The sequence below is a fragment of the Pseudomonas sp. IPO3778 genome (assembly GCF_013386825.1).
Classification (GTDB): Bacteria; Pseudomonadota; Gammaproteobacteria; order Pseudomonadales; family Pseudomonadaceae; genus Aquipseudomonas.
In genome coordinates this window covers 25,381-44,881 of the sequence record NZ_JACARC010000030.1, presented here as the reverse complement: position 1 = coordinate 44,881, position 19,501 = coordinate 25,381, and the positions used below count along the sequence as shown (strand labels likewise).

Sequence of the window (19,501 nt, the reverse complement as noted above, 5' to 3'; positions counted from 1 at the left end):
GGTGACCGGTGTTGAGATGAAAAATCGCGGGCGCGGAATATAGCACAAAATTTGACCAATTCCGACCTTTGCAGTCGGAATTGGCAGGACGACTTTTTACTCGTCGTCGAAGTTATAGCTACCTGGCGCCAGGTTTTCGAAGCGGGTGTATTTGCCGATAAAGGCCAGGCGCGTGGTGCCGATTGGCCCGTTACGCTGCTTGCCGATAATGATTTCAGCGATGCCTTTGTGCTCGGTTTCCGGGTGATACACCTCGTCCCGGTACACGAACATGATCACGTCAGCATCCTGCTCGATCGCTCCGGATTCCCGCAAGTCGGAGTTGATCGGACGTTTGTTGGGGCGTTGTTCCAGGGACCGGTTGAGCTGGGACAGGGCAACCACCGGGCAGTTGAATTCCTTGGCCAGGGCTTTCAACGAGCGGGAGATCTCGGAAATCTCGTTGGTCCGGCTGTCGCCACTGGAACCCGGGATCTGCATCAGTTGCAGGTAGTCGATCATGATCAGGGCGATGTCGCCGTGCTCACGCACCAGGCGCCGGGTACGTGCGCGCATTTCAGACGGGCTGATGCCCGCGGTGTCATCAATGAACAGCTTGCGGTCGTTGAGCAGATTGACCGCCGAGGTCAGGCGCGGCCAATCGTCGTCTTCCAGGCGACCGGCACGGACCTTGGTCTGGTCGATACGGCCGAGGGACGACAACATACGCATGATCAGCGATTCACCTGGCATCTCCAGGGAGTAAACCAGCACGGCCTTGTCGCTGCGCAACACGGCGTTTTCCACCAGGTTCATGGCGAAGGTGGTCTTACCCATGGACGGACGGCCGGCGACGATGATCAAGTCCGACGGCTGCAGGCCGCTGGTCATGCCGTCAAGGTCGGTGTAGCCGGTGGACAGGCCGGTAATGGCGTTGTCGGTGTTGAACAGGGTATCGATGCGGTCGATGGCCTTGGTCAGCAAGTCGTTGACGCTGACCGGGCCGCCGGTTTTCGGCCGGGCCTCGGCGATCTGGAAGATCTGCCGTTCGGCTTCGTCGAGAATCTCTTCGGCGGTGCGGCCTTCGGGGTTGAACGCGCTGTCGGCGATCTCGGTGGCGATACCGATCAACTGGCGCAACGTGGCCCGCGCACGGACGATCTGCGCATAGGCCTTGATGTTGGCGACCGATGGCGTGTTTTTCGCCAGCTCACCCAGGTAACCCAGGCCACCGACTTGTGAGGTCTGGCCTTCCTTGTCCAGTTGCTCGGCCAGGGTCACCACGTCGATCGGTGAGTTCTGGTCGGCCAGCTTGGCAATGGCGCGGAAGATCAGGCGGTGGTCATGACGGTAGAAATCGCCATCCGAGACTTGATCCAGCACGCGTTCCCAGGCGTTGTTATCCAGCATCAAACCACCGAGCACGGCCTGTTCGGCCTCGATGGAATGGGGCGGCACCTTCAGGGCAGCAGTTTGCAGGTCATATTGCTCAGGAGCGGAGATATCGTTCATGGCCACTTGGAATAGTTGGAGAATCAGGGGCTACAGAAAAACAAAAGGCACGACCTGTGAACAGGATCGTGCCCGATGTTAACCGCCTGACACGCGAGGTGCCAGTCAGTTAGGTGCTGCTTAAGCTGCTACCACAACAACGCGTACGGTTGCTTCGACTTCAGCGTGCAGGTGCACGGCTACATCGAATTCGCCAACGTTGCGGATGGTGCCGTTCGGCAGACGAACTTCGCTCTTCTGCACTTCAACGCCGGAGGCGGTCAGTGCATCAGCGATGTCGTGGGTGCCGATCGAACCGAACAGCTTGCCTTCGTCACCGGCGGTGGCAGTGATAGTCACTTCCAGCTCAGCCAGTTGGGCAGCGCGAGTTTCGGCCGAAGCTTTTTTGTCTGCTGCTGCTTTTTCCAGCTCAGCACGACGCTCTTCAAACGCAGCCAGGTTGGCAGCGGTTGCAGCGGTGGCTTTGCCGTATGGCAGCAGGTAGTTACGACCGTAGCCGGCCTTAACGTTCACTTTGTCGCCCAGGTTGCCCAGGTTGGCGACTTTTTCCAGAAGGATCAGTTGCATGTGAAAATCCTCTAACTTTTAACCTTCACCGTTCGCGTTATCGGCGTCTTTCGGCGCCAGACGACCGCGAAAATCAATCAGGCCGTCGACAATGGCCAAGACCACGAGTAACGGATAGATCAGCTGCATGAACAGCAACAGCGTCACGTACAACCCCACCAGCCAGAATCTGCCCAGTCGCTTTTGCGCCACCAGCCCATGAATCAGGGACAGCCCGGCGAATACCAGCGGTACGCTGCACAACGGCACCAACAGCGCCAAGCCAAACGTCGGCCCGACTACCATGAACGCCAGCAGCAACATCGCCGGTCCTGCGGGGATTCTGATACTGCGAAACTCGCGACCAAAACCGCCCGGGTTATACAACAACGCCTGCCAGTAACGCCCAAGAATCAGGCTCAGCACGCTGACGATCTGCAACAAGGCCGCTATCAGGCCGGTAAGCATCGGTGCAACCACTGACGCAAAGCGCGCTCGCTCCTCTACCGATAACTGCTGGTAGAGATCCCCGAGGGCCAGCGGCAGGATCTTTATGATCTCCTGCGCCAGCGCCTCGATTTGCGGGCGGAAAGCCGCGCCAAGCGCCAGTGAATACACCAACCCCAATGCCACGCTGACCAGCAGCGTACGGACCCAGGACTCACTTGCGCGTAAAACCAACGCAAGGGTCGATGAACCGAGCAGTACCAGAAGTACCCGTGGATCATCGAATTTCAACCACCAGACCAAGGCCGGCAGCATTCCCAGGGCAAGAACGCCCAGGGCGTCCTTCAAACCGCGCCGCAGGAGCACAAGGCAACCCGCAGCAGCACCCAACCAATACAACAACGGCAACGCTGCACATCCAGCCACTACCAGAGTGGCCTGCACACGACCGCGCATGATGAACTCAGCTAAGGCGCGCATGCATTCAATCCCTTACTACTTGTCGACTGCCCGGTCTCAGCGGCCGTGGCTGTCGGTGTAGGCCAGCAGGGCCAGGAAGCGGGCGCGCTTGATAGCGGTGGCCAGCTGACGCTGATAACGAGCTTTGGTACCGGTGATGCGGCTTGGAACAATTTTGCCGGTCTCGGATACGTAGGCTTTCAGAGTGTTGAGATCTTTGTAATCGATCTCCTTCACGTCTTCAGCGGTGAAGCGGCAGAATTTACGACGACGGAAGAAACGTGCCATTTGATAGGCTCCTTAAAAGGTCCGTGGATTACTCGTCAGCGTTATCGCTGTTGTCGCTGTCATCACTATCAGCGCTTTCAGCGCCTTCGTGCTCAGGACGGTCGCGACGCTCACGGCGCTCACTGCGGTTTTCTTCAGCCTTGAGCATCTCGGATTGGCCGGTAACGGCTTCTTCGCGACGGATGACCAGGTTACGGATCACTGCATCGTTGTAGCGGAAGTTGTCTTCCAGCTCGGCCAGGGCCTTGCCAGTGCACTCAACGTTCAGCATCACGTAGTGAGCCTTGTGAACATTGTTGATTGCGTAGGCCAGTTGACGACGGCCCCAATCTTCCAGACGGTGGATTTTGCCGCCGTCTTCTTCGATCAGCTTGGTGTAACGCTCTACCATGCCGCCGACTTGCTCGCTTTGATCCGGGTGGACCAAAAAGATGATTTCGTAATGACGCATGAATGCTCCTTACGGGTTGTAGCCTGCCGCTCAAAAACGGTCAGACAAGGAGTGAATGACACTTATGGATCTTGCCGAAGGGAGGCACATGCGTGCCTGCCATGAAGGCAAGGGGCGCAATTGTAGAGAAGGGGGAGAGAGGGCGCAAGGTGATTGGTGATTATTTGAACAACGCAGAATCAAGGCAAACACAAAACAAATGTGGGAGCTGGCTTGCCTGCGATGACAATGGCACAGGCAACATCTCTGCTGACTGACACACCGCCATCGCGGGCAAGCCCGGCCCCCACAGGGTCTTGCGTCGCTCTTAAGCCTTATTTCTTGGCTTTGGCCTTGGCGCCACGCTGGCGCTGGGCTTCGAACAGGCAGACGCCCGTTGCGACGGAAACGTTGAGGCTGCTGACGCTACCGGCCATCGGCAGGTGCACCAGGTAGTCGCAATGCTCACGGGTCAGGCGACGCATGCCCTTGCCTTCGGCCCCCATGATCAGGATGGTCGGGCCGGTGAGGTCCTGGTCATAAATGCTGACCTCGGCCTCTCCCGCCGTACCCACGACCCACAGGCCGCGCTGCTGGAGTTTCTCCAGGGTGCGCGCCAGGTTGGTCACGGCCACCAACGGAATCACTTCCGCCGCACCGCAGGCGACTTTACGCACTACAGGCGTCAAGGTGGCCGACTTGTCTTTAGGCACGATCACCGCCAGCGCGCCGGCAGCATCCGCCGAACGCAGGCAGGCACCCAAGTTGTGCGGATCGGTCACGCCGTCGAGCACCAGCAACAGCGGTGCGCCTTCGGTGCGATCGAGCAACTCGTCGAGCATCGCTTCGCCCCAGACCTGGCTCGGACTGACGTCCGCTACCACGCCCTGGTGAACACCTTCGACCCAGACGTCCATTTCGCGACGCTCGGCCTGACCGATGGCCACCTTGTTTTGGTTCGCCAGCTCCACCAGCGCTTGAACGCGCGGCTCACTGCGGCCTTCTGCCAACCACACCTGCTTGACGCGTTTCGGGTGGTGACGCAGCAACGCTTCTACGGCGTGAACGCCGTAGATTTTTTCCAGACTCATGACTTGGCCTTAGGTTTGCGCGACCCGCCGCTTTTCGCGGGGGCCGAACCCGCTTTTGGCGGGCCTTTACGGTGTTTACTCGGCTTGCTCGACGGTTTTTCCGCCTCGCGGGACTTTCCCCCAGACGCCGCTTTACCACCGCTTTTGGCTTCGTTGAGCAACTGCTGCTTCAACTCGCGACTCTTGCGCAGCTCGGCGTTTTTCGCCGCCGCATCGCTTGGGCGGTAGGCTTCAGGGGCCTTGTCCTTGGCAGACGAACGGCGAGCAGGCTTGGCTGGCGCAGGCTCGGCAACCGCTGCTTTCGCAGGAGCGCCTTTGCCTTTCGCGGCCGGCGCGGCGGTTTCGTTGCCACGTTTTTTACGGCCAGTCGGCTCAACAGGCTTGTCCGGCATGCCGAAGTCGATCTTGCGCTCGTCGAGGTCGACGCGCATGACCTGCACTTCCACGGTGTCGCCCAAACGGAAGCTGCGACCGGTGCGCTCGCCCGCCAGGCGGTGATGCACAGGGTCGAAGTGGTAGTAGTCACCCGGCAAGGCGGTCACGTGCACCAGACCCTCGACGTAGATATCGGTCAGCTCGACGAACAAACCAAAGCCGGTCACGGCCGTGATCACGCCCGGGAACGACTCGCCCACGCGGTCTTTCATGAACTCGCACTTGAGCCAGTTCACCACGTCGCGAGTGGCTTCGTCGGCACGGCGCTCGCTCATGGAGCACTGCTCGCCCAACTGTTCCAGGGCCGCTTCGTCGTACGGATAGATCCGTGCTTTCGGAATGGTCATGGCACCGGCGCGCTGAACGTGCGGGGTGTTCTGCTTGGAATGGATCACGCTGCGGATCGCCCGGTGCGTGAGCAGGTCCGGGTAACGGCGAATCGGCGAGGTGAAGTGGGTGTACGCCTCGTAATTCAGGCCGAAGTGGCCCTGGTTATCGGCGCTGTACACCGCCTGACTCAGGGAGCGCAGCATGACGGTCTGGATCACGTGGTAATCCGGACGGTCCTTGATGCTTGCGAGCAGTGCCTGGTAGTCCTTCGGCGTTGGGCCGTCCTTGCCTTTGTGCAGGGACAGGCCGAGCTCACCGAGGAACGCGCGCAGCTTTTCCAGACGCTCCGGCGGCGGGCCGTCGTGCACCCGGTACAACGCAGGAATCTCGTGCTTCTTCAGGAATTCTGCGGTGGCCACGTTGGCGGCCAGCATGCATTCCTCGATCAGCTTGTGAGCATCGTTACGTGTGGTCGGAGTGATCGCGGCGATCTTGCGCTCGGAACCGAAGACAATCCGGGTTTCCTGGGTTTCGAAGTCGATCGCGCCACGCACGTGACGAGCGCCCAACAGCACTTTGTACAGCGCGTAGAGCTGCTTGAGGTGCGGCACGACATGGCCGTACTCACCGCGCAAGGCTTTGGCTTCGCTGGTTTTCGGCTGCTCCAGGATGGTGCTGACCTTGTTGTAGGTCAGGCGGGCCTGGGAGTGAATCACCGCTTCGTAGAACTGGTAGTCGGTCATTTCGCCGGTTTTCGAGATGGTCATCTCGCACACCATGGCCAAACGGTCGACTTTCGGGTTCAGGGAGCACAAGCCGTTGGACAGCTGCTCAGGCAGCATCGGGATGACGCGCTCGGGGAAGTACACCGAGTTGCCGCGCACCTGGGCTTCGTTGTCCAGGGCCGAGCCGATCTTCACGTAGCTGGACACGTCGGCAATCGCGACGAACAACTTCCAGCCGCCGGAGAACAGGCGCAACTTGCCAGGCTTGGCTTCGCAGTAGACCGCATCATCGAAGTCGCGGGCATCTTCGCCGTCAATAGTGACGAACGGCAGATGACGCAGGTCGATGCGCTTCTCTTTGTCTTTTTCTTCCACTTCCGGCTTGAGCTTGGCGGCTTCTTTCAGCACAGCCTCAGGCCAGACGTGAGGGATATCGTAGGTGCGCAGCGCAACATCGATTTCCATGCCCGGCGCCATGTAGTTGCCGACCACTTCAACGATATCGCCCTGTGGCTGGAAGCGCGCCGTTGGCCAGTGGGTGATTTTCACCTCGACGAACTGACCGACCTTGGCGGCGCCATTACGGCCCGGGGTGATCAGCACTTCCTGCTGGACCTTCGGGTTGTCGGGCACGACGAAGCCGATGCCGCCCTCTTCGAAGTAACGGCCAACGATGGACTCGTGGGCACGGGACACCACTTCGACGATCACGCCTTCGCGGCGACCGCGACGGTCGAGGCCGGAAACGCGCGCCAGGGCACGGTCGCCATCGAACACCAGGCGCATTTGCGCCGGGCTCATGAACAGGTCGTCGCTGCCGTCGTCCGGGATCAGGAAGCCGAAACCGTCACGATGGCCGGCAATGCGGCCGAGGATCAGGTCGAGCTTGTCCACAGGTGCATACGTGCCACGGCGGGTGTAGATCAGCTGGGCATCGCGCTCCATGGCGCGCAGGCGGCGACGCAGGGCTTCGAGTTGGTCTTCGGTGGTCAGACCGAATTCTTCAACCAGCTGCTCGCGGCTAGCAGGCGAACCCCGATCGGCGAGGTGCGCCAGGATCAGTTCGCGGCTAGGAATAGGGTTTTCATATTTTTCCGCTTCACGAGCGGCCTCGGGATCGAGGGACTGCCAATCGGCCATTAGAGAGTTTTCACCTTGTCTATATGCGGGTTAGTTTGGCATACGCGTATTGAAACGGGAAATTTCAGGTGTCAACAAGCCCGTAAAAGCACTTTGTAGCCTTCGGAATGCACCTTGCGCGACCGCCCGCGAAATTTTCCAGGCTTTTTTGATAACGGGGCTTTACAGCGCAAAAAGCGGTCCGTATAGTGCGCGCCATCGACGACGGCAACGTTGACGATGCTGCCCAGATGGTGAAATTGGTAGACACGCCAGCTTCAGGTGCTGGTGACCGCAAGGTCGTGGAAGTTCGAGTCTTCTTCTGGGCACCAATTCAAAACTTGAGGTTTTTAACCTTGAGTCTCACAAAAACCCGCGAAAGCGGGTTTTTGCGTTTCAGGCCTTTGATTTTTAACGACAAAGTTGATTTATAAAATCAAATCAGGGGTTTACAGATCAAAAAGCCCTCCGTATAGTTCGCCCTATCAACAGCGGCAACGTTGCTGATGCTGCCCAGATGGTGAAATTGGTAGACACGCCAGCTTCAGGTGCTGGTGACCGCAAGGTCGTGGAAGTTCGAGTCTTCTTCTGGGCACCAATTCAAAACTTGAGGTTTTAACCTTAAGTCTCACAAAAACCCGCGAAAGCGGGTTTTTGCGTTTCTGACGTTCAAAAAAACTGCCTGACGGGTCAATCAATCTACGCCGCAGCCGCACCTGAGAAACTTTATCGTTTATCCTTCACACGATTTGTTGCATTTCAAGTGAGGAACCCTGCGAATGATGATCCGCGATACCCGTCTCAAGACATCCCTTCTGCGTGGCATGACCATCACTCTGCTCGGCCTGGCCCTACTCTCGCCCGCCGCCTATTCTGCCGACAAGGTTGCACTGACCCTGTACAACGGCCAACACAAGGAGGTCGGCGATGAACTTGCCAAGGCCTTCGAAGCCAAGACCGGCATCCACGTCAACGTACGCAAGGGCAGCAGCAACCAGCTGGCCAGCCAGGTCGTCGAAGAAGGCGACCGCTCCCCTGCCGACGTGATCTATACCGAAGAGTCGCCGCCGCTGAATAAACTCGGCGAGCAAGGCCTGCTGGCCACCATCGACGCCAGCACCCTCGACGTTCTGCCCAAGGAGTACGTGGCCGCCAACGGCGCCTGGATGGGCGTGACCGCACGCACCCGAGTGGTGGCGTTCAACCCGAAACTGATTGCCGAGAAAGACCTGCCCAAGTCTGTCCTGGATTTCGCCAGCCCGGAATGGCAAGGCAAGGTCGGCTTCGTGCCTACCAGCGGCGCGTTCCAGGAGCAAGCCGTCGCAATCATCAAACTGCACGGTCGCGAAGCGGCCGAAGAGTGGCTGACCGGCCTGCGCGCATTCGGCAAGGTCTACAGCAACAACATGGTTGCGCTCAAAGCCGTGGAAAATGGCGAAGTGGCCACCGTCCTGGTGAACAACTACTACTGGTTCGCCCTGAAGAAAGAAAAAACCAACCTGGATTCGCAACTGCACTACTTCACCAACGGTGATGCGGGCGGCCTGATTACGGTGTCTGCCGCGGCCGCGCTGAAATCCAGCAAGCATCCAAAAGAAGCCCAGCAACTGTTGGCCTTCATGGCCAGCGAAGAAGGCCAGCGGGTGATCACCAACACCTCCGCCGAATACCCGCTGCGCAAAGGCATGGAATCCAACCGCGGCCTCAAGCCTTTCAGCGAGCTGCAACCGCCGAAAGTCACCCCGGCCGACCTGGGCAACGCCGAAGAAGCCCTGGAACTGGAACGTGACGTTGGCTTGAACTGATGAACCCATCGCTCCCCGCCCCCGCCTTGCGCGGGGGTTTTACGCCCAAACGCAAACGCCCTTCGACCTGGCTGCTGCTGCCGGTTTTGCTACTGGTCGGCCTGAGTGTATTGCCGCTGGCGTATGTCGGCCTCAAGGCCTGGCAAGCGGGCTGGGCCGAGGCGGTGCATTTGCTGTGGCGGCCTTATGTGTTCGGATTGCTGCGCAACACGCTGGCGCTGATGGTCGGCGTGACCCTGGCCTGCGGCGTGATCGGTTTGTCGCTGGCCTGGCTGCTGGAACGCAGCAACCTGCCGGGACGGCGTATCTGGGGAGTGATCCTGTGCCTGCCGTTTGCGGTGCCGGCGTTTGTCAGCAGCTTTACCTGGGTGTCGTTGAGCGCCAACTTTGAAGGACTGGGCGGGGCGATCCTGGTGATGAGCCTGTCCAAATACCCGCTGGTGTTTCTGCCGGTAGCGGCGACCCTGCGCAATCTTGATCCCTCCCTGGAAGAATCCGCCCGCACCCTCGGGCTGAATCGCTGGGGTGTGTTCTTTCGCATCACCTTGCCGCTGCTGTGGCCGTCGCTGCTGGCCGGGGCCCTGCTGATCGCCCTGCATATGCTGGTGGAGTTCGGCGCACTGTCGATCATCGGCTTGCAGACGTTTACCACCGCGATCTATCAGCAGTTCGAGCTGGAATTCAGCAACGCCAATGCGGCGATGCTCTCGGCAGTGCTGCTGGTGATGTGCCTGACGCTGCTCTGGCTGGAACTGCGCGTACGCGGCAAGGGCCGACATGTACGGACCGGCCAGGGCGCCGCACGGCATGCCGGGCAGGTTCGATTGGGTCACTGGGCACCATTGGGGCAGCTGTACTGCTTGCTACTGGCGATTATTGGCAGCGGCATTCCACTGGGCATGCTCGGTTATTGGTTGGCCGTGGGCAGTTCGGCGGCGTTTCCGGTGGCCGAGATCAGCGGGGCGTTGCTTTCATCCCTGGCTCTGTCCCTGGGCGGCGCAGCGCTGTGCCTGTTATTCGCAGTGCCGGTGGGCTTGCTGGTGGTGCGCTACAAAGGCCAGCTCGCGCTGTGGGCCGAACGCTTGCCGTATCTGCTGCACGCCCTGCCCGGCCTGGTGATTGCGCTGACGCTGGTGTATTTCTCCCTGCATTACGTACCGGCGCTGTATCAGACCTCGGCGTTGTTGCTGCTCGCTTATGCGTTGCTGTTTTTGCCGCTGGCCCAGGCACCGATCCGCACGGCGCTGAACAAAGCGGCACCGCAGCTGGAAGAGGCGGCGAGAACACTCGGCGCATCGTCATTCAGTGCATTTTGCCGGGTGACGTTGCCGATTATTTTCCCGGCATTGGGCGCGGCGTTTGCGCTGGTGTTTCTGGATGCGATGAAGGAATTGACGGCGACGTTGCTGCTCAGCCCCACCGGGCTGAATACCTTGGCGACTGCCGTGTGGGCGCATACCTCGAATGTGGAATTCGCGGCAGCGGCGCCCTATGCGGCATTGTTGATTTTGGTGTCGGGGCTGCCGGTGTATTTGCTTACGACGCGGATGTATCTGAGTCGCTGAAGCCGCCATCGCAGGCAAGCCAGCTCCCACACTTGACCGTATTCCAAAACTGGAACTCGATCGAGTGTGGGAGCTGGCTTGCCTGCGATGAGGCCGAAACAGGCGATCAAGCCCGGAACTGCCCCAAGCTCGCCTTCAACTGCGCCGCCAACCCATCCAGCACCTTGCCACTGGCGGTGGTCTCTACCACCGCCTGAGCCGCACGCTCAGCCTGGGCATGGATAATCTCAACCCGCCCACGCACCGCCTGCGCGCCCTGGGCCTGATGCTCAGCCGCCCGTGTCGCCAGGCCAATCGCTGCATGCACTTGCTCCACCGAGGCCTGCACCGATTGCTGCAGGCGCACGCTGTCGCGCAACACCAGTAAACCTTCACTGGCCTGGCGCCCGGCCTTGCCAATGGTTTCCACCGCCTCACGGGCACCTTGCTGCAAGGCCACGATGTGGGCCTGGATGTCACCGGTAGAACTCTGGGTTTTACTGGCCAGGGCGCGAACCTCATCCGCCACCACTGCAAAGCCTCGCCCAGTCTCACCGGCCCGAGCCGCCTCGATGGCCGCATTGAGCGCCAGCAAATTGGTTTGCTCGGCAATCCCGTGGATCACCGTCAACACCACCTCAATTTGCTCGCTCTGCTGCGCCAGGCGCTCGATCACCTTGGACCCGGCCTGCACCTGCCCCGCCAACGCCTCGATCAGGCTGCCGACTTCGGCTGACGTACGTGAATTCTCATCAGTCGCCTGACGAATATCCACCACCTGCTGCAACGCCGCCTGCATCGCATGGCTTTCCGCCTGAGCTTCATCCGCCATTTGCGACAGTGCCCGCAGGCTTTCGGCAACCTCGTCACGCTGCAAGCCGGCGGCCGCATCGGCTCCGGCATTGCGCAAGGTCATCGCGCCAATTTCCACACCGGTACGCTGGGCCACATCGCCCGCCTCACGCACAATCGGTTGCAACTTATCCACAAAGCGATTGACCGCCGAAGCCATGTCGCCGATTTCGTCCTGGCTGTTGATCTGCACGCGCTTGGTCAGATCGCCCTCGCCCGCCGCCAGATCGTCCATTGCCGCAATCAGCAGCTTCAGGCGATTGACCACTCGACGCCCAAGCACCACCGCAATCAGCAGCAGCACACCCAAGCCCACCACCGCCAGGCCCATGCCGATGCGCCAGCGCAGCGCACCCGCCGCCTCCTGCACGGCGCCGGTGGTATTGGCGGCCATCTGGGTGGCGGTGGCTTGCGCCGACTGCAAACGCGCGCCCATGGCCGCTGCGCTGTCAGCGGCGGCGCCCTTGAGGCTGTCACCGACCAACTGGTCACTGCTGGCAATCAGCGCAGCGAAGCGCTTATCCAGCGCAGCCAGGTCGACGTCCACCGAAGCGGTCGAAACCCCCATGATGACCTTGCCGATCTCTACGCCATTGGGGCTGATGGACGCTTCGAGGTAGTAGACAGCAGGATCGTTCTTCGCCGCATCCAGCACCTTGTCCAGGGCCCGATCACCCTTTCCTTTCTCCAGCAACGCCGCGTTGATGGGGTTGTCCCGGTTCAGGTAGCGCGTCAGGTGCTGGCCCGTGGCGTCGTCGTAGACCACGAACAACACATTGGGATTGCGCTGCGCACGCCGGGCGAATTCCGACAGGGTCGGCACGTCGCTGTCCCACATGGCGCGGGGCGCCACCGAGGCCAACAGTTGCGCCATATCATTGGCGGAGTCCTTCAGGTCTTTTTCCAGGGTCGCACGCAGTTGCTTCTGCTCTTCCTGCAGCCGCGTGGAAAGCCCGGCCGTAAGACGCTGGCGGGTGCTGGAAGACAGGCTGTCCAGACTGGAGGTGACCTCCTTCCCGGCCTGGGCCAGTTCGCCGGAGAGTTTTTGACTGTCCACCCCCAGGCGATTGTCCAAATCAGCTTCCAGGGCCGTGACCGTGCTCCGAGTCAGAGCGACCGCCACCAGCACTTGCACCAAAAGAGCGATACCTAGGGTAACGAACACCGGCCGTAGCAGCCGGCTTTGTAACAATGAGAGAACGGCAGACATCGTGAATCCCTCCACCCAGGGTGCCATTAAATTGATAGCACCACGAAAGAGAGAAACACAGCAAGGGTCGTGCCGTATGGCAAACAGAAACGAAAAAGGGCCCCCGAAGGGACCCTTTGTGTTTCACATCAACAACTTATTAAGCGAACGGGTGACGCAGAACGATGGTCTCGTTGCGGTCCGGGCCCGTCGAAATAATGTCGATTGGCGCACCGATCAGCTCTTCAACGCGCTTGATGTACGCGCGGGCGTTGGCTGGCAGCTCTTCCAGGGTCTTGGCACCCACGGTCGACTCGGTCCAGCCCGGCACTTCTTCGTACACAGGCTGCAGGCCCACGTAGCTGTCCGCGTCAGTCGGGGCAACGTCCTTGCCGTCTGCATCTTTGTAGCCGACGCAGATGTTGATGGTTTCGAGGCCGTCGAGCACGTCCAGCTTGGTCAGGCAGATACCCGAGATGCTGTTCACATCGATAGCGCGACGCAGGATAACGGCGTCAAACCAGCCACAACGACGTGCACGGCCGGTAGTCGCGCCGAACTCGTGACCTTGTTTGGCCAGGTGCGCACCGACTTCGTCGAACAGCTCAGTCGGGAATGGACCCGAACCGACACGCGTGGTGTACGCCTTGGTGATGCCGAGGATGTAGTCCAGGAACATCGGGCCAACGCCCGAACCGGTCGCAACGCCACCCGCGGTGGTGTTGGAACTGGTGACGTACGGGTAGGTACCGTGGTCGATGTCCAGCAACGAACCCTGGGCGCCTTCGAACATGATGTCTTTGCCGGCGCGACGCAGGTCGTGCAGCTCGGCCGTCACGTCCAGCATCAACGGCTTGAGCAGCTCAGCGTATTCCTTGCACTCGGCCAGGGTCTTTTCAAACTCGATGGCCGGCTCTTTGTAGTAACCCACCAGCATGAAGTTGTGGTAATCCACCAGTTCACGCAGCTTGTCTTCAAAGCGCGGCATGTTGAGCAGGTCGCCCACACGCAGGCCACGACGCGCAACCTTGTCTTCGTAAGCCGGGCCGATGCCGCGACCGGTCGTACCGATCTTCAGCTCGCCGCGGGCCTTTTCACGGGCCTGGTCCAGCGCAACGTGGAAGGACAGGATCAGCGGGCAGGACGGGCTGATACGCAGGCGCTCACGCACGGGTACGCCTTTCTCTTCCAGCTTGGTGATCTCGCGCAGCAGGGCGTCAGGTGCAACCACCACGCCATTGCCGATCAGGCACTGCACGCCTTCGCGCAGTACACCCGACGGGATCAGGTGCAAGACGGTTTTTTCGCCATCGATGACCAGGGTGTGGCCAGCGTTGTGGCCACCTTGGTAGCGCACTACGGCGGCAGCATGTTCGGTCAGCAGATCAACGATCTTGCCTTTGCCCTCATCACCCCATTGGGTGCCCAGGACTACGACATTCTTACCCATAACACTTGTCCTCATTCGCGCAAACTTGGTGCCGGCAGTGGCCGGCAGGAAAACTCAAGAAGCCAGTGGCGATACTTGCCAAAGCCCGTTCTGCAGAATCAATTGCCGGTCGCAGTCCGCTTCACGGGCGGCGGCCAATGGCTGCCCAGGCAAGGCCTGGACCACACGTTGACCCTCACTGCGCAACTGGCAAACCTGCTGCCAGAGTGCTGCGTCCGTACTGTCGGGCATCCAGATGCCGCCAGACGGCAGCTCGACCTCAGCACGCCCCAGGGTCACCAGGGTTTTCAAATCGGTGGAAAAGCCGGTCGCCGGACGGGCACGACCAAAGTCGGCGCCGATATCGTCATAACGACCGCCCTGGGCGATGGCCTGGCCAACACCCGGGACAAACACCGCGAACACCACACCGGTGTGGTAGTGATAGCCGCGCAACTCACCCAAATCAAAATACAGCGGCAACTGCGGGAAGCGCGCAGACAACTGCTCGGCAATCGCCAGCACGTCGTCCAGGGCCGCCAATACATCGGCCGGCGCATTCGCCAGGCGATCACGGGCGGCGGTCAGCACTTCGCGGCCGCCGCACAGGTCTACCAGCGCACGCAGCATGCCGGCCAGGTCGGCAGGCACGCCCGCCGTCAGGGCGATCACTTCATCGATGGCCTTGCGCTGCAAGGCATCGAACAACTGTTGTTCCACTTCACCCGACAATCCGGCCGCACGGGCCAGGCCGCGGTAGATGCCGACATGCCCAAGGTCCATGTGCACATCCGGCACATCGGCCAGTTGCAGCATGGCCAGCATCAGGCTGATGACTTCCACGTCGCTGCTTGGGCTGGCATCGCCGTACAACTCGGCGCCCAACTGGATCGGGCTACGGGAAGACGACAAGGCACGCGGCTGAGCATGCAGTACGCTGCCGGCATAACACAGGCGGCTAGGCCCTTCGCGACGCAGGGTGTGCGCATCAATGCGCGCGACTTGCGGCGTGATGTCGGCACGAAAGCCCATTTGCCGGCCCGATTGCGGGTCGATGACCTTGAAGGTGCGCAGATCCAGGTCCTGGCCCGCGCCGGTCAGCAGGGATTCCAGGTACTCGATATGGGGGGTCACGACAAACTCGTAGCCCCAGCTCTGGAACAGATCCAACACCTGGCGGCGCGCGATTTCAATGCGCGCAGCTTCTGGTGGCAGTACTTCTTCGATGCCATCTGGCAGCAGCCAGCGGTCTACCGTTGCCATTACGCCATTCCCCTATGATCCGGGCGGCCAGCCCTCGGGCGAGCCTTGAGTGAAGCAGAAAATACCCGGCCCCTGCATAAACCACGCGCAAGAGCGACGTGACGAACGACCAACAATCGGCCTCGTCGGGCACTTTCCTCGAAAAACCTGTGGCGCCTGCAGAGCAACATCACAATCAAACATGCAGACGCAAAAAAGCCGGGGATTTCCCGGCTGCCGCATCATACACCCGTTTTCTGAAAGGATCACCCCGCCCGGCATTTTAGCCGCCCGACGGAGCGATTCTCAGACTACATGCGGGTTACTTGGACTTTTCCAGGTAGCGGAAGAAATCGCTACTTGGGTCAAGCACCATGACGTCGGTTTTATTTGCAAAGCTTTCACGGTAGGCGCGCAGGCTACGGTAGAACGCGTAGAACTCCTGGTCCTGGCCATACGCCTTGGAGTAGATCGAAGCGGCTTGAGCATCACCATCACCACGGGCCTCTTCAGACTCGCGATAGGCTTCAGCCAACAGTACGCGGCGCTGACGATCGGCATCCGCACGGATCCCTTCTGCCAGTTCGTTACCCTTGGCGCGGTGCTCACGAGCCTCGCGCTCACGCTCGGTGCTCATACGCTCGAACACGCTGCGGTTCACTTCCTTCGGAAGGTCGATAGCCTTGACCCGAACGTCGATCACTTCGATGCCCAGTTCTTTTTCCGCCATGGTGTTCAACGAACGCGTGATGTCAGCCATCAGCGCATCACGTTCACCGGATACCACCTCGTGCAGGGTGCGCTTACCAAACTGGTCACGCAGGCCCGATTCCAGGCGGCGCGACAAACGCTCGTCCGCAATCTGCTTGAGGCCGGAGGTCGCGGTGTAGAAGCGCTCGGCATCCTTGACGCGCCACTTGGCGTAGGCGTCAACCATCACAGCTTTCTTTTCCAGGGTCAGGAAGCGTTGTGTCGGTGCATCCAGGGTCATCAGGCGGCCATCGAACTTGCGCACCTGGTTGACGTAGGGGACTTTCACATGCAGGCCCGGCTGGACATCCGCCTGGACCACGCGACCGAATTGCAGCAACACCGCGCGCTCGGTCTGAGACACGATATAGAAGCAGTTCCAGGCAGCGATGACCACGACGACGCCCACAATCAGGGCGGTCAGCGATTTATTGCTCATCAACGACTCTCCCTGGTACGTGTTTGCTGTTGCAGCAAGTCAGCGGCCGCACGGGCACTGGCTTCATTGGCCGCAGCATTGGAACCGGTAGCCGGTGCGCTGGTGCCGCTACGACCCCCTTCGATCATCTTGTCCAGCGGCAGGTACAGCAGGTTGTTCTGCCCGCCCTTGCTGCCGGTCACGAGAACCTTGCTGGTGTTGCTGAAGACTTCCTGCATGGTGTCCAGGTACAGACGCTCACGAGTGACTTCCGGTGCCTTGCGGTACTCGGCCACCAGCTTGGTGAAACGATCTGCCTCACCCTTGGCGCGGGAGACCACTTCGTCGCGGTAACCGTTGGCATCCTCAAGGATGCGCTGGGCCTGACCACGAGCTTCCGGCACGACGCCGTTGGCGTAGGTTTCAGCCTGGTTGCGCGAACGCTGCTCGTCTTCACGGGCACGGATCACGTCATCGAAGGCTTCCTGTACTTCACGCGGTGCAGCGGCGCTCTGTATGTTGACCTGGGTGACGGTGATGCCGGTGCGATAGGTATCGAGGAACCGTTGCAGGCGTTCCTTGATCTCGCTGGCCATCAACTCACGGCCTTCGGTCAGCACCTGGTCCATTGCGGTGGAACCCACCACGTGACGCAGGGCGCTTTCCGTCGCTTGCTGCAGGCTGATTTCCGGCTGATCGACGTTCAGCACAAAATCCTGCAGGTTGCTGATCTTGTACTGCACGGTCAGCGGCACTTCGACGATGTTCTCGTCTTCGGTCAGCATCTGGCCCTGCTTGGTGTAGGCACGCTCACGCGTGACGTTCTCCATGTACTTCTTGTCGATCGGCGGGAAGTAGATGTTCAGGCCGGGGCCGACAGTCTCGTAGTACTTGCCGAAGCGCAGCACCACGGCTTGCTCCTGCTCGTCCACCACATAGACGGCGCTGTACAGCCAGACGGCCGCCAGCACGACAAGGCCGATGCCAAGCAGGCCGTAACCACCGCCCTTGCTCGTACGACCGCCTTCGTCACCACCACGTTTTTTTCCACCACCGAACAACCCATTCAGGCTTTCCTGCAGCTTTCGGAAGGCCTCGTCGAGATCTGGTGGCCCCTTGCGGTCGCCATTATTGCGGCGTTTACCACCCCAAGGATCCTGATTATTCGAGTTGCCACCCGGCTCATTCCAAGCCATAGCGCTCTCCATCTGATAAAGCAAAGACGCACCCACGGCGCGCCGACCAATGCTACAGAATGCCTGCCACAGCGGCACAACCGCTTTCTCAGGCTTTTATTGCAAAGTGTGTTGTTCGATGAACTCCGCCGGCACAACGCCTTCCCGGCTAACCAGCCGATTCAGCTCCGTGCGAGGTATTCGAACGGCCAGCAAGCTGACACCTTCTTCGTCGTGTTCTTCTTTCTGTACCGCGCCCAATTCGAAAAACTGTGCACGCAGTCGAGCAAAACGCTGAGGCAAGCGCAAGGTGCCAACAAACAAATCGCTGCCCAACAGCTCGGCAATGGCTTGTTCGAGTAATTCCAGGCCACTGCCATCACGCGCCGACAGCCAGACCCGCTGGGGCTTGCCGTTTTCGTCGCGCTGGATTTGTGGCTCAACGCCTTCAAGCAAATCGAGTTTGTTATAGACCTCGAGGATCGGCAAGTCCTGGGCACCAATCTCGCCCAGTACCACCATGACCTGTTCAATCTGCAACATGCGATCCGGTTCGGCCGCATCGATCACGTGCAACAGCAGGTCGGAATTGCTCGACTCTTCGAGCGTAGACCGAAATGCCTCGACCAGCTTGTGGGGCAAGTGACGAATGAAACCCACGGTATCGGCCAGGACAATCGGCCCCAGGTCGTCCAGTTCCAGACGGCGCAAGGTCGGGTCGAGGGTCGCAAACAGTTGGTCGGCGGCGTACACGTCGGATTTCGTCACGTTGTTGAACAGTGTGGACTTGCCGGCGTTGGTATAACCCACCAGGGAAACGGTAGGGATATCCGCCCGCATGCGGCCACGTCGCGATTGCTCGCGCTGGCTGCGCACCTTCTCCAGGCGGCCCTTGATCTGTCGCAGGCGCACCCGCAGCAGACGCCGGTCGGTTTCCAACTGGGTTTCACCCGGGCCACGCATGCCGATACCGCCACCCTGACGCTCAAGGTGAGTCCAGCCACGAACCAGCCGGGTGCTCATGTGGTCAAGCTGGGCCAGTTCGACCTGGAGCTTGCCTTCATGGGTACGGGCGCGTTGGGCGAAAATATCGAGAATCAGACCCGTGCGGTCGATCACGCGACACTCGAAGACACGTTCGAGGTTACGTTCCTGACTGGGCGTGAGGATGTGATTGAAAATCACCAGATCGGCCTTTTCGGCATGAACCAGGTCGCGCAACTCCTCGACCTTGCCGCTGCCAATCAGGAATTTGGCGGTTGGCCGATGACGCGGCACGTTAAAAAACGCGACGGTCTCGGCGCCGGCCGAATTTGCCAACTCCTGAAACTCCTGCGGATCTTCGCGCGCCTCAGGGTCCTGTCCATCCAAGTGAACGAGGATCACTCGCTCACCACCACCGTGGCGCTCAAAGAACAAAGGAGACTCCTATCAGGCGTTACCCGGTGCAGGCTCGGCGTCACCCTGTTCTTCGGTTGCGCTAGGCAGACGAATTGGACGAACCGGCACTACGGTCGAGATAGCGTGCTTGTAAACCATCTGGCTTACGGTGTTTTTCAGCAGGATCACGAACTGGTCGAACGACTCGATCGTACCTTGCAGCTTGATACCGTTGACCAGATAGATGGAAACCCCAACTTTCTCTTTACGTAAAGTATTCAAGTAAGGGTCTTGTAGCGAATGCCCTTTTGACATGTGCCGCACTCCTTTAAGGATCAATAATAAAAAATCGGAAA

The 19,501-nt window shown here is 60.1% G+C and carries 16 protein-coding genes and 2 tRNA genes; 4 read left to right on the top strand and 14 right to left on the bottom strand.

The genetic code is table 11. The features are described 5' to 3' along the window. Window positions 1-96 precede the first annotated feature (96 nt). The 7 genes from dnaB to rnr all read right to left on the bottom strand — a co-directional run bounded on the left by dnaB (window position 97) and on the right by rnr (window position 7,382). On the bottom strand, window positions 97-1,491 hold the full coding sequence (gene dnaB / locus HX855_RS14600) for a replicative DNA helicase (protein ID WP_064450415.1): 1,395 nt from the start codon (window positions 1,489-1,491) through the stop codon (window positions 97-99). 120 nt (window positions 1,492-1,611) lie between these two features. Continuing rightward, a complete protein-coding gene (gene rplI / locus HX855_RS14595) occupies window positions 1,612-2,058 on the bottom strand; it encodes a 50S ribosomal protein L9 (RefSeq protein ID WP_003171376.1) in 447 nt (148 codons plus the stop codon). 18 nt (window positions 2,059-2,076) lie between these two features. Further along, window positions 2,077-2,964: a hypothetical protein gene (locus HX855_RS14590; RefSeq protein ID WP_177083114.1), complete on the bottom strand. Its 888-nt coding sequence runs from the start codon at window positions 2,962-2,964 to the stop codon at window positions 2,077-2,079. Between the two features lie 36 nt (window positions 2,965-3,000). Next, window positions 3,001-3,231, bottom strand: a complete 231-nt coding sequence (gene rpsR, locus HX855_RS14585) for a 30S ribosomal protein S18 (protein ID WP_002551829.1) — start codon at window positions 3,229-3,231, stop codon at window positions 3,001-3,003. Between the two features lie 28 nt (window positions 3,232-3,259). Then, window positions 3,260-3,682, bottom strand: coding sequence for a 30S ribosomal protein S6 (gene rpsF, locus HX855_RS14580; RefSeq protein WP_003217491.1), 423 nt, complete (start codon window positions 3,680-3,682; stop codon window positions 3,260-3,262). Window positions 3,683-3,996: 314 nt separating this feature from the next. Continuing rightward, a complete protein-coding gene (gene rlmB / locus HX855_RS14575; protein ID WP_003217493.1) occupies window positions 3,997-4,752 on the bottom strand; it encodes a 23S rRNA (guanosine(2251)-2'-O)-methyltransferase RlmB in 756 nt (251 codons plus the stop codon). Next, on the bottom strand, window positions 4,749-7,382 hold the full coding sequence (gene rnr / locus HX855_RS14570) for a ribonuclease R (RefSeq protein WP_177083112.1): 2,634 nt from the start codon (window positions 7,380-7,382) through the stop codon (window positions 4,749-4,751). The genes rlmB and rnr overlap by 4 nt, the downstream gene beginning before the upstream one ends. Window positions 7,383-7,606: 224 nt before the next feature. On the opposite strand from rnr, the gene HX855_RS14565 reads away from it, so the two are divergent. From HX855_RS14565 to HX855_RS14550, 4 genes are all read left to right on the top strand, one after another. After that, window positions 7,607-7,693, top strand: a tRNA-Leu gene (locus tag HX855_RS14565). A 179-nt stretch (window positions 7,694-7,872) separates the two neighbouring features. Then, window positions 7,873-7,959: transfer RNA gene (locus HX855_RS14560), tRNA-Leu, on the top strand. Window positions 7,960-8,140: 181 nt separating this feature from the next. After that, entirely contained in the window at window positions 8,141-9,166 is a 1,026-nt protein-coding gene (locus HX855_RS14555; RefSeq protein ID WP_177083110.1) for an iron ABC transporter substrate-binding protein, read from the top strand. After that, window positions 9,166-10,731 (top strand): iron ABC transporter permease, encoded by a 1,566-nt coding sequence (locus tag HX855_RS14550; RefSeq protein WP_177083108.1) that lies wholly within the window; start codon window positions 9,166-9,168, stop codon window positions 10,729-10,731. The genes HX855_RS14555 and HX855_RS14550 overlap by 1 nt, the downstream gene beginning before the upstream one ends. Before the next feature lie 106 nt (window positions 10,732-10,837). Here HX855_RS14550 and HX855_RS14545 read toward each other — a convergent pair whose 3' ends face one another. The 7 genes from HX855_RS14545 to hfq form a co-directional block, all read right to left on the bottom strand. Next, window positions 10,838-12,772 carry a methyl-accepting chemotaxis protein gene (locus HX855_RS14545; RefSeq protein ID WP_177083106.1) on the bottom strand — a complete coding sequence of 645 codons (1,935 nt, stop codon included), beginning with the start codon at window positions 12,770-12,772 and terminating at the stop codon, window positions 10,838-10,840. Window positions 12,773-12,911: 139 nt separating this feature from the next. Beyond that, window positions 12,912-14,201 carry an adenylosuccinate synthase gene (locus HX855_RS14540; RefSeq protein WP_145160165.1) on the bottom strand — a complete coding sequence of 430 codons (1,290 nt, stop codon included), beginning with the start codon at window positions 14,199-14,201 and terminating at the stop codon, window positions 12,912-12,914. A gap of 54 nt (window positions 14,202-14,255) precedes the next feature. Further along, a complete protein-coding gene (locus HX855_RS14535; protein WP_010173801.1) occupies window positions 14,256-15,443 on the bottom strand; it encodes an ATP phosphoribosyltransferase regulatory subunit in 1,188 nt (395 codons plus the stop codon). Between the two features lie 301 nt (window positions 15,444-15,744). Continuing rightward, window positions 15,745-16,611, bottom strand: coding sequence for a protease modulator HflC (gene hflC / locus HX855_RS14530; protein WP_076018053.1), 867 nt, complete (start codon window positions 16,609-16,611; stop codon window positions 15,745-15,747). Beyond that, window positions 16,611-17,786: an FtsH protease activity modulator HflK gene (gene hflK / locus HX855_RS14525; protein ID WP_177083104.1), complete on the bottom strand. Its 1,176-nt coding sequence runs from the start codon at window positions 17,784-17,786 to the stop codon at window positions 16,611-16,613. Before hflK ends, hflC begins: the two co-directional genes overlap by 1 nt. Window positions 17,787-17,882: 96 nt before the next feature. Then, window positions 17,883-19,184, bottom strand: a complete 1,302-nt coding sequence (gene hflX, locus HX855_RS14520; RefSeq protein ID WP_177083102.1) for a ribosome rescue GTPase HflX — start codon at window positions 19,182-19,184, stop codon at window positions 17,883-17,885. 12 nt (window positions 19,185-19,196) lie between these two features. Continuing rightward, window positions 19,197-19,460: an RNA chaperone Hfq gene (gene hfq / locus HX855_RS14515; RefSeq protein WP_003217515.1), complete on the bottom strand. Its 264-nt coding sequence runs from the start codon at window positions 19,458-19,460 to the stop codon at window positions 19,197-19,199. Window positions 19,461-19,501 lie beyond the last annotated feature (41 nt).

Coding starts and splice junctions, on each gene's coding strand:
- dnaB (WP_064450415.1), bottom strand. CDS start 1,491: ATGAACGATATCTCCGCTCCTGAGCAATATGACCTGCAAACTGCTGCC.
- rplI (WP_003171376.1), bottom strand. CDS start 2,058: ATGCAACTGATCCTTCTGGAAAAAGTCGCCAACCTGGGCAACCTGGGC.
- HX855_RS14590 (WP_177083114.1), bottom strand. CDS start 2,964: ATGCGCGCCTTAGCTGAGTTCATCATGCGCGGTCGTGTGCAGGCCACT.
- rpsR (WP_002551829.1), bottom strand. CDS start 3,231: ATGGCACGTTTCTTCCGTCGTCGTAAATTCTGCCGCTTCACCGCTGAA.
- rpsF (WP_003217491.1), bottom strand. CDS start 3,682: ATGCGTCATTACGAAATCATCTTTTTGGTCCACCCGGATCAAAGCGAG.
- rlmB (WP_003217493.1), bottom strand. CDS start 4,752: ATGAGTCTGGAAAAAATCTACGGCGTTCACGCCGTAGAAGCGTTGCTG.
- rnr (WP_177083112.1), bottom strand. CDS start 7,382: ATGGCCGATTGGCAGTCCCTCGATCCCGAGGCCGCTCGTGAAGCGGAA.
- HX855_RS14555 (WP_177083110.1), top strand. CDS start 8,141: ATGATGATCCGCGATACCCGTCTCAAGACATCCCTTCTGCGTGGCATG.
- HX855_RS14550 (WP_177083108.1), top strand. CDS start 9,166: ATGAACCCATCGCTCCCCGCCCCCGCCTTGCGCGGGGGTTTTACGCCC.
- HX855_RS14545 (WP_177083106.1), bottom strand. CDS start 12,772: ATGTCTGCCGTTCTCTCATTGTTACAAAGCCGGCTGCTACGGCCGGTG.
- HX855_RS14540 (WP_145160165.1), bottom strand. CDS start 14,201: ATGGGTAAGAATGTCGTAGTCCTGGGCACCCAATGGGGTGATGAGGGC.
- HX855_RS14535 (WP_010173801.1), bottom strand. CDS start 15,443: ATGGCAACGGTAGACCGCTGGCTGCTGCCAGATGGCATCGAAGAAGTA.
- hflC (WP_076018053.1), bottom strand. CDS start 16,611: ATGAGCAATAAATCGCTGACCGCCCTGATTGTGGGCGTCGTCGTGGTC.
- hflK (WP_177083104.1), bottom strand. CDS start 17,786: ATGGCTTGGAATGAGCCGGGTGGCAACTCGAATAATCAGGATCCTTGG.
- hfq (WP_003217515.1), bottom strand. CDS start 19,460: ATGTCAAAAGGGCATTCGCTACAAGACCCTTACTTGAATACTTTACGT.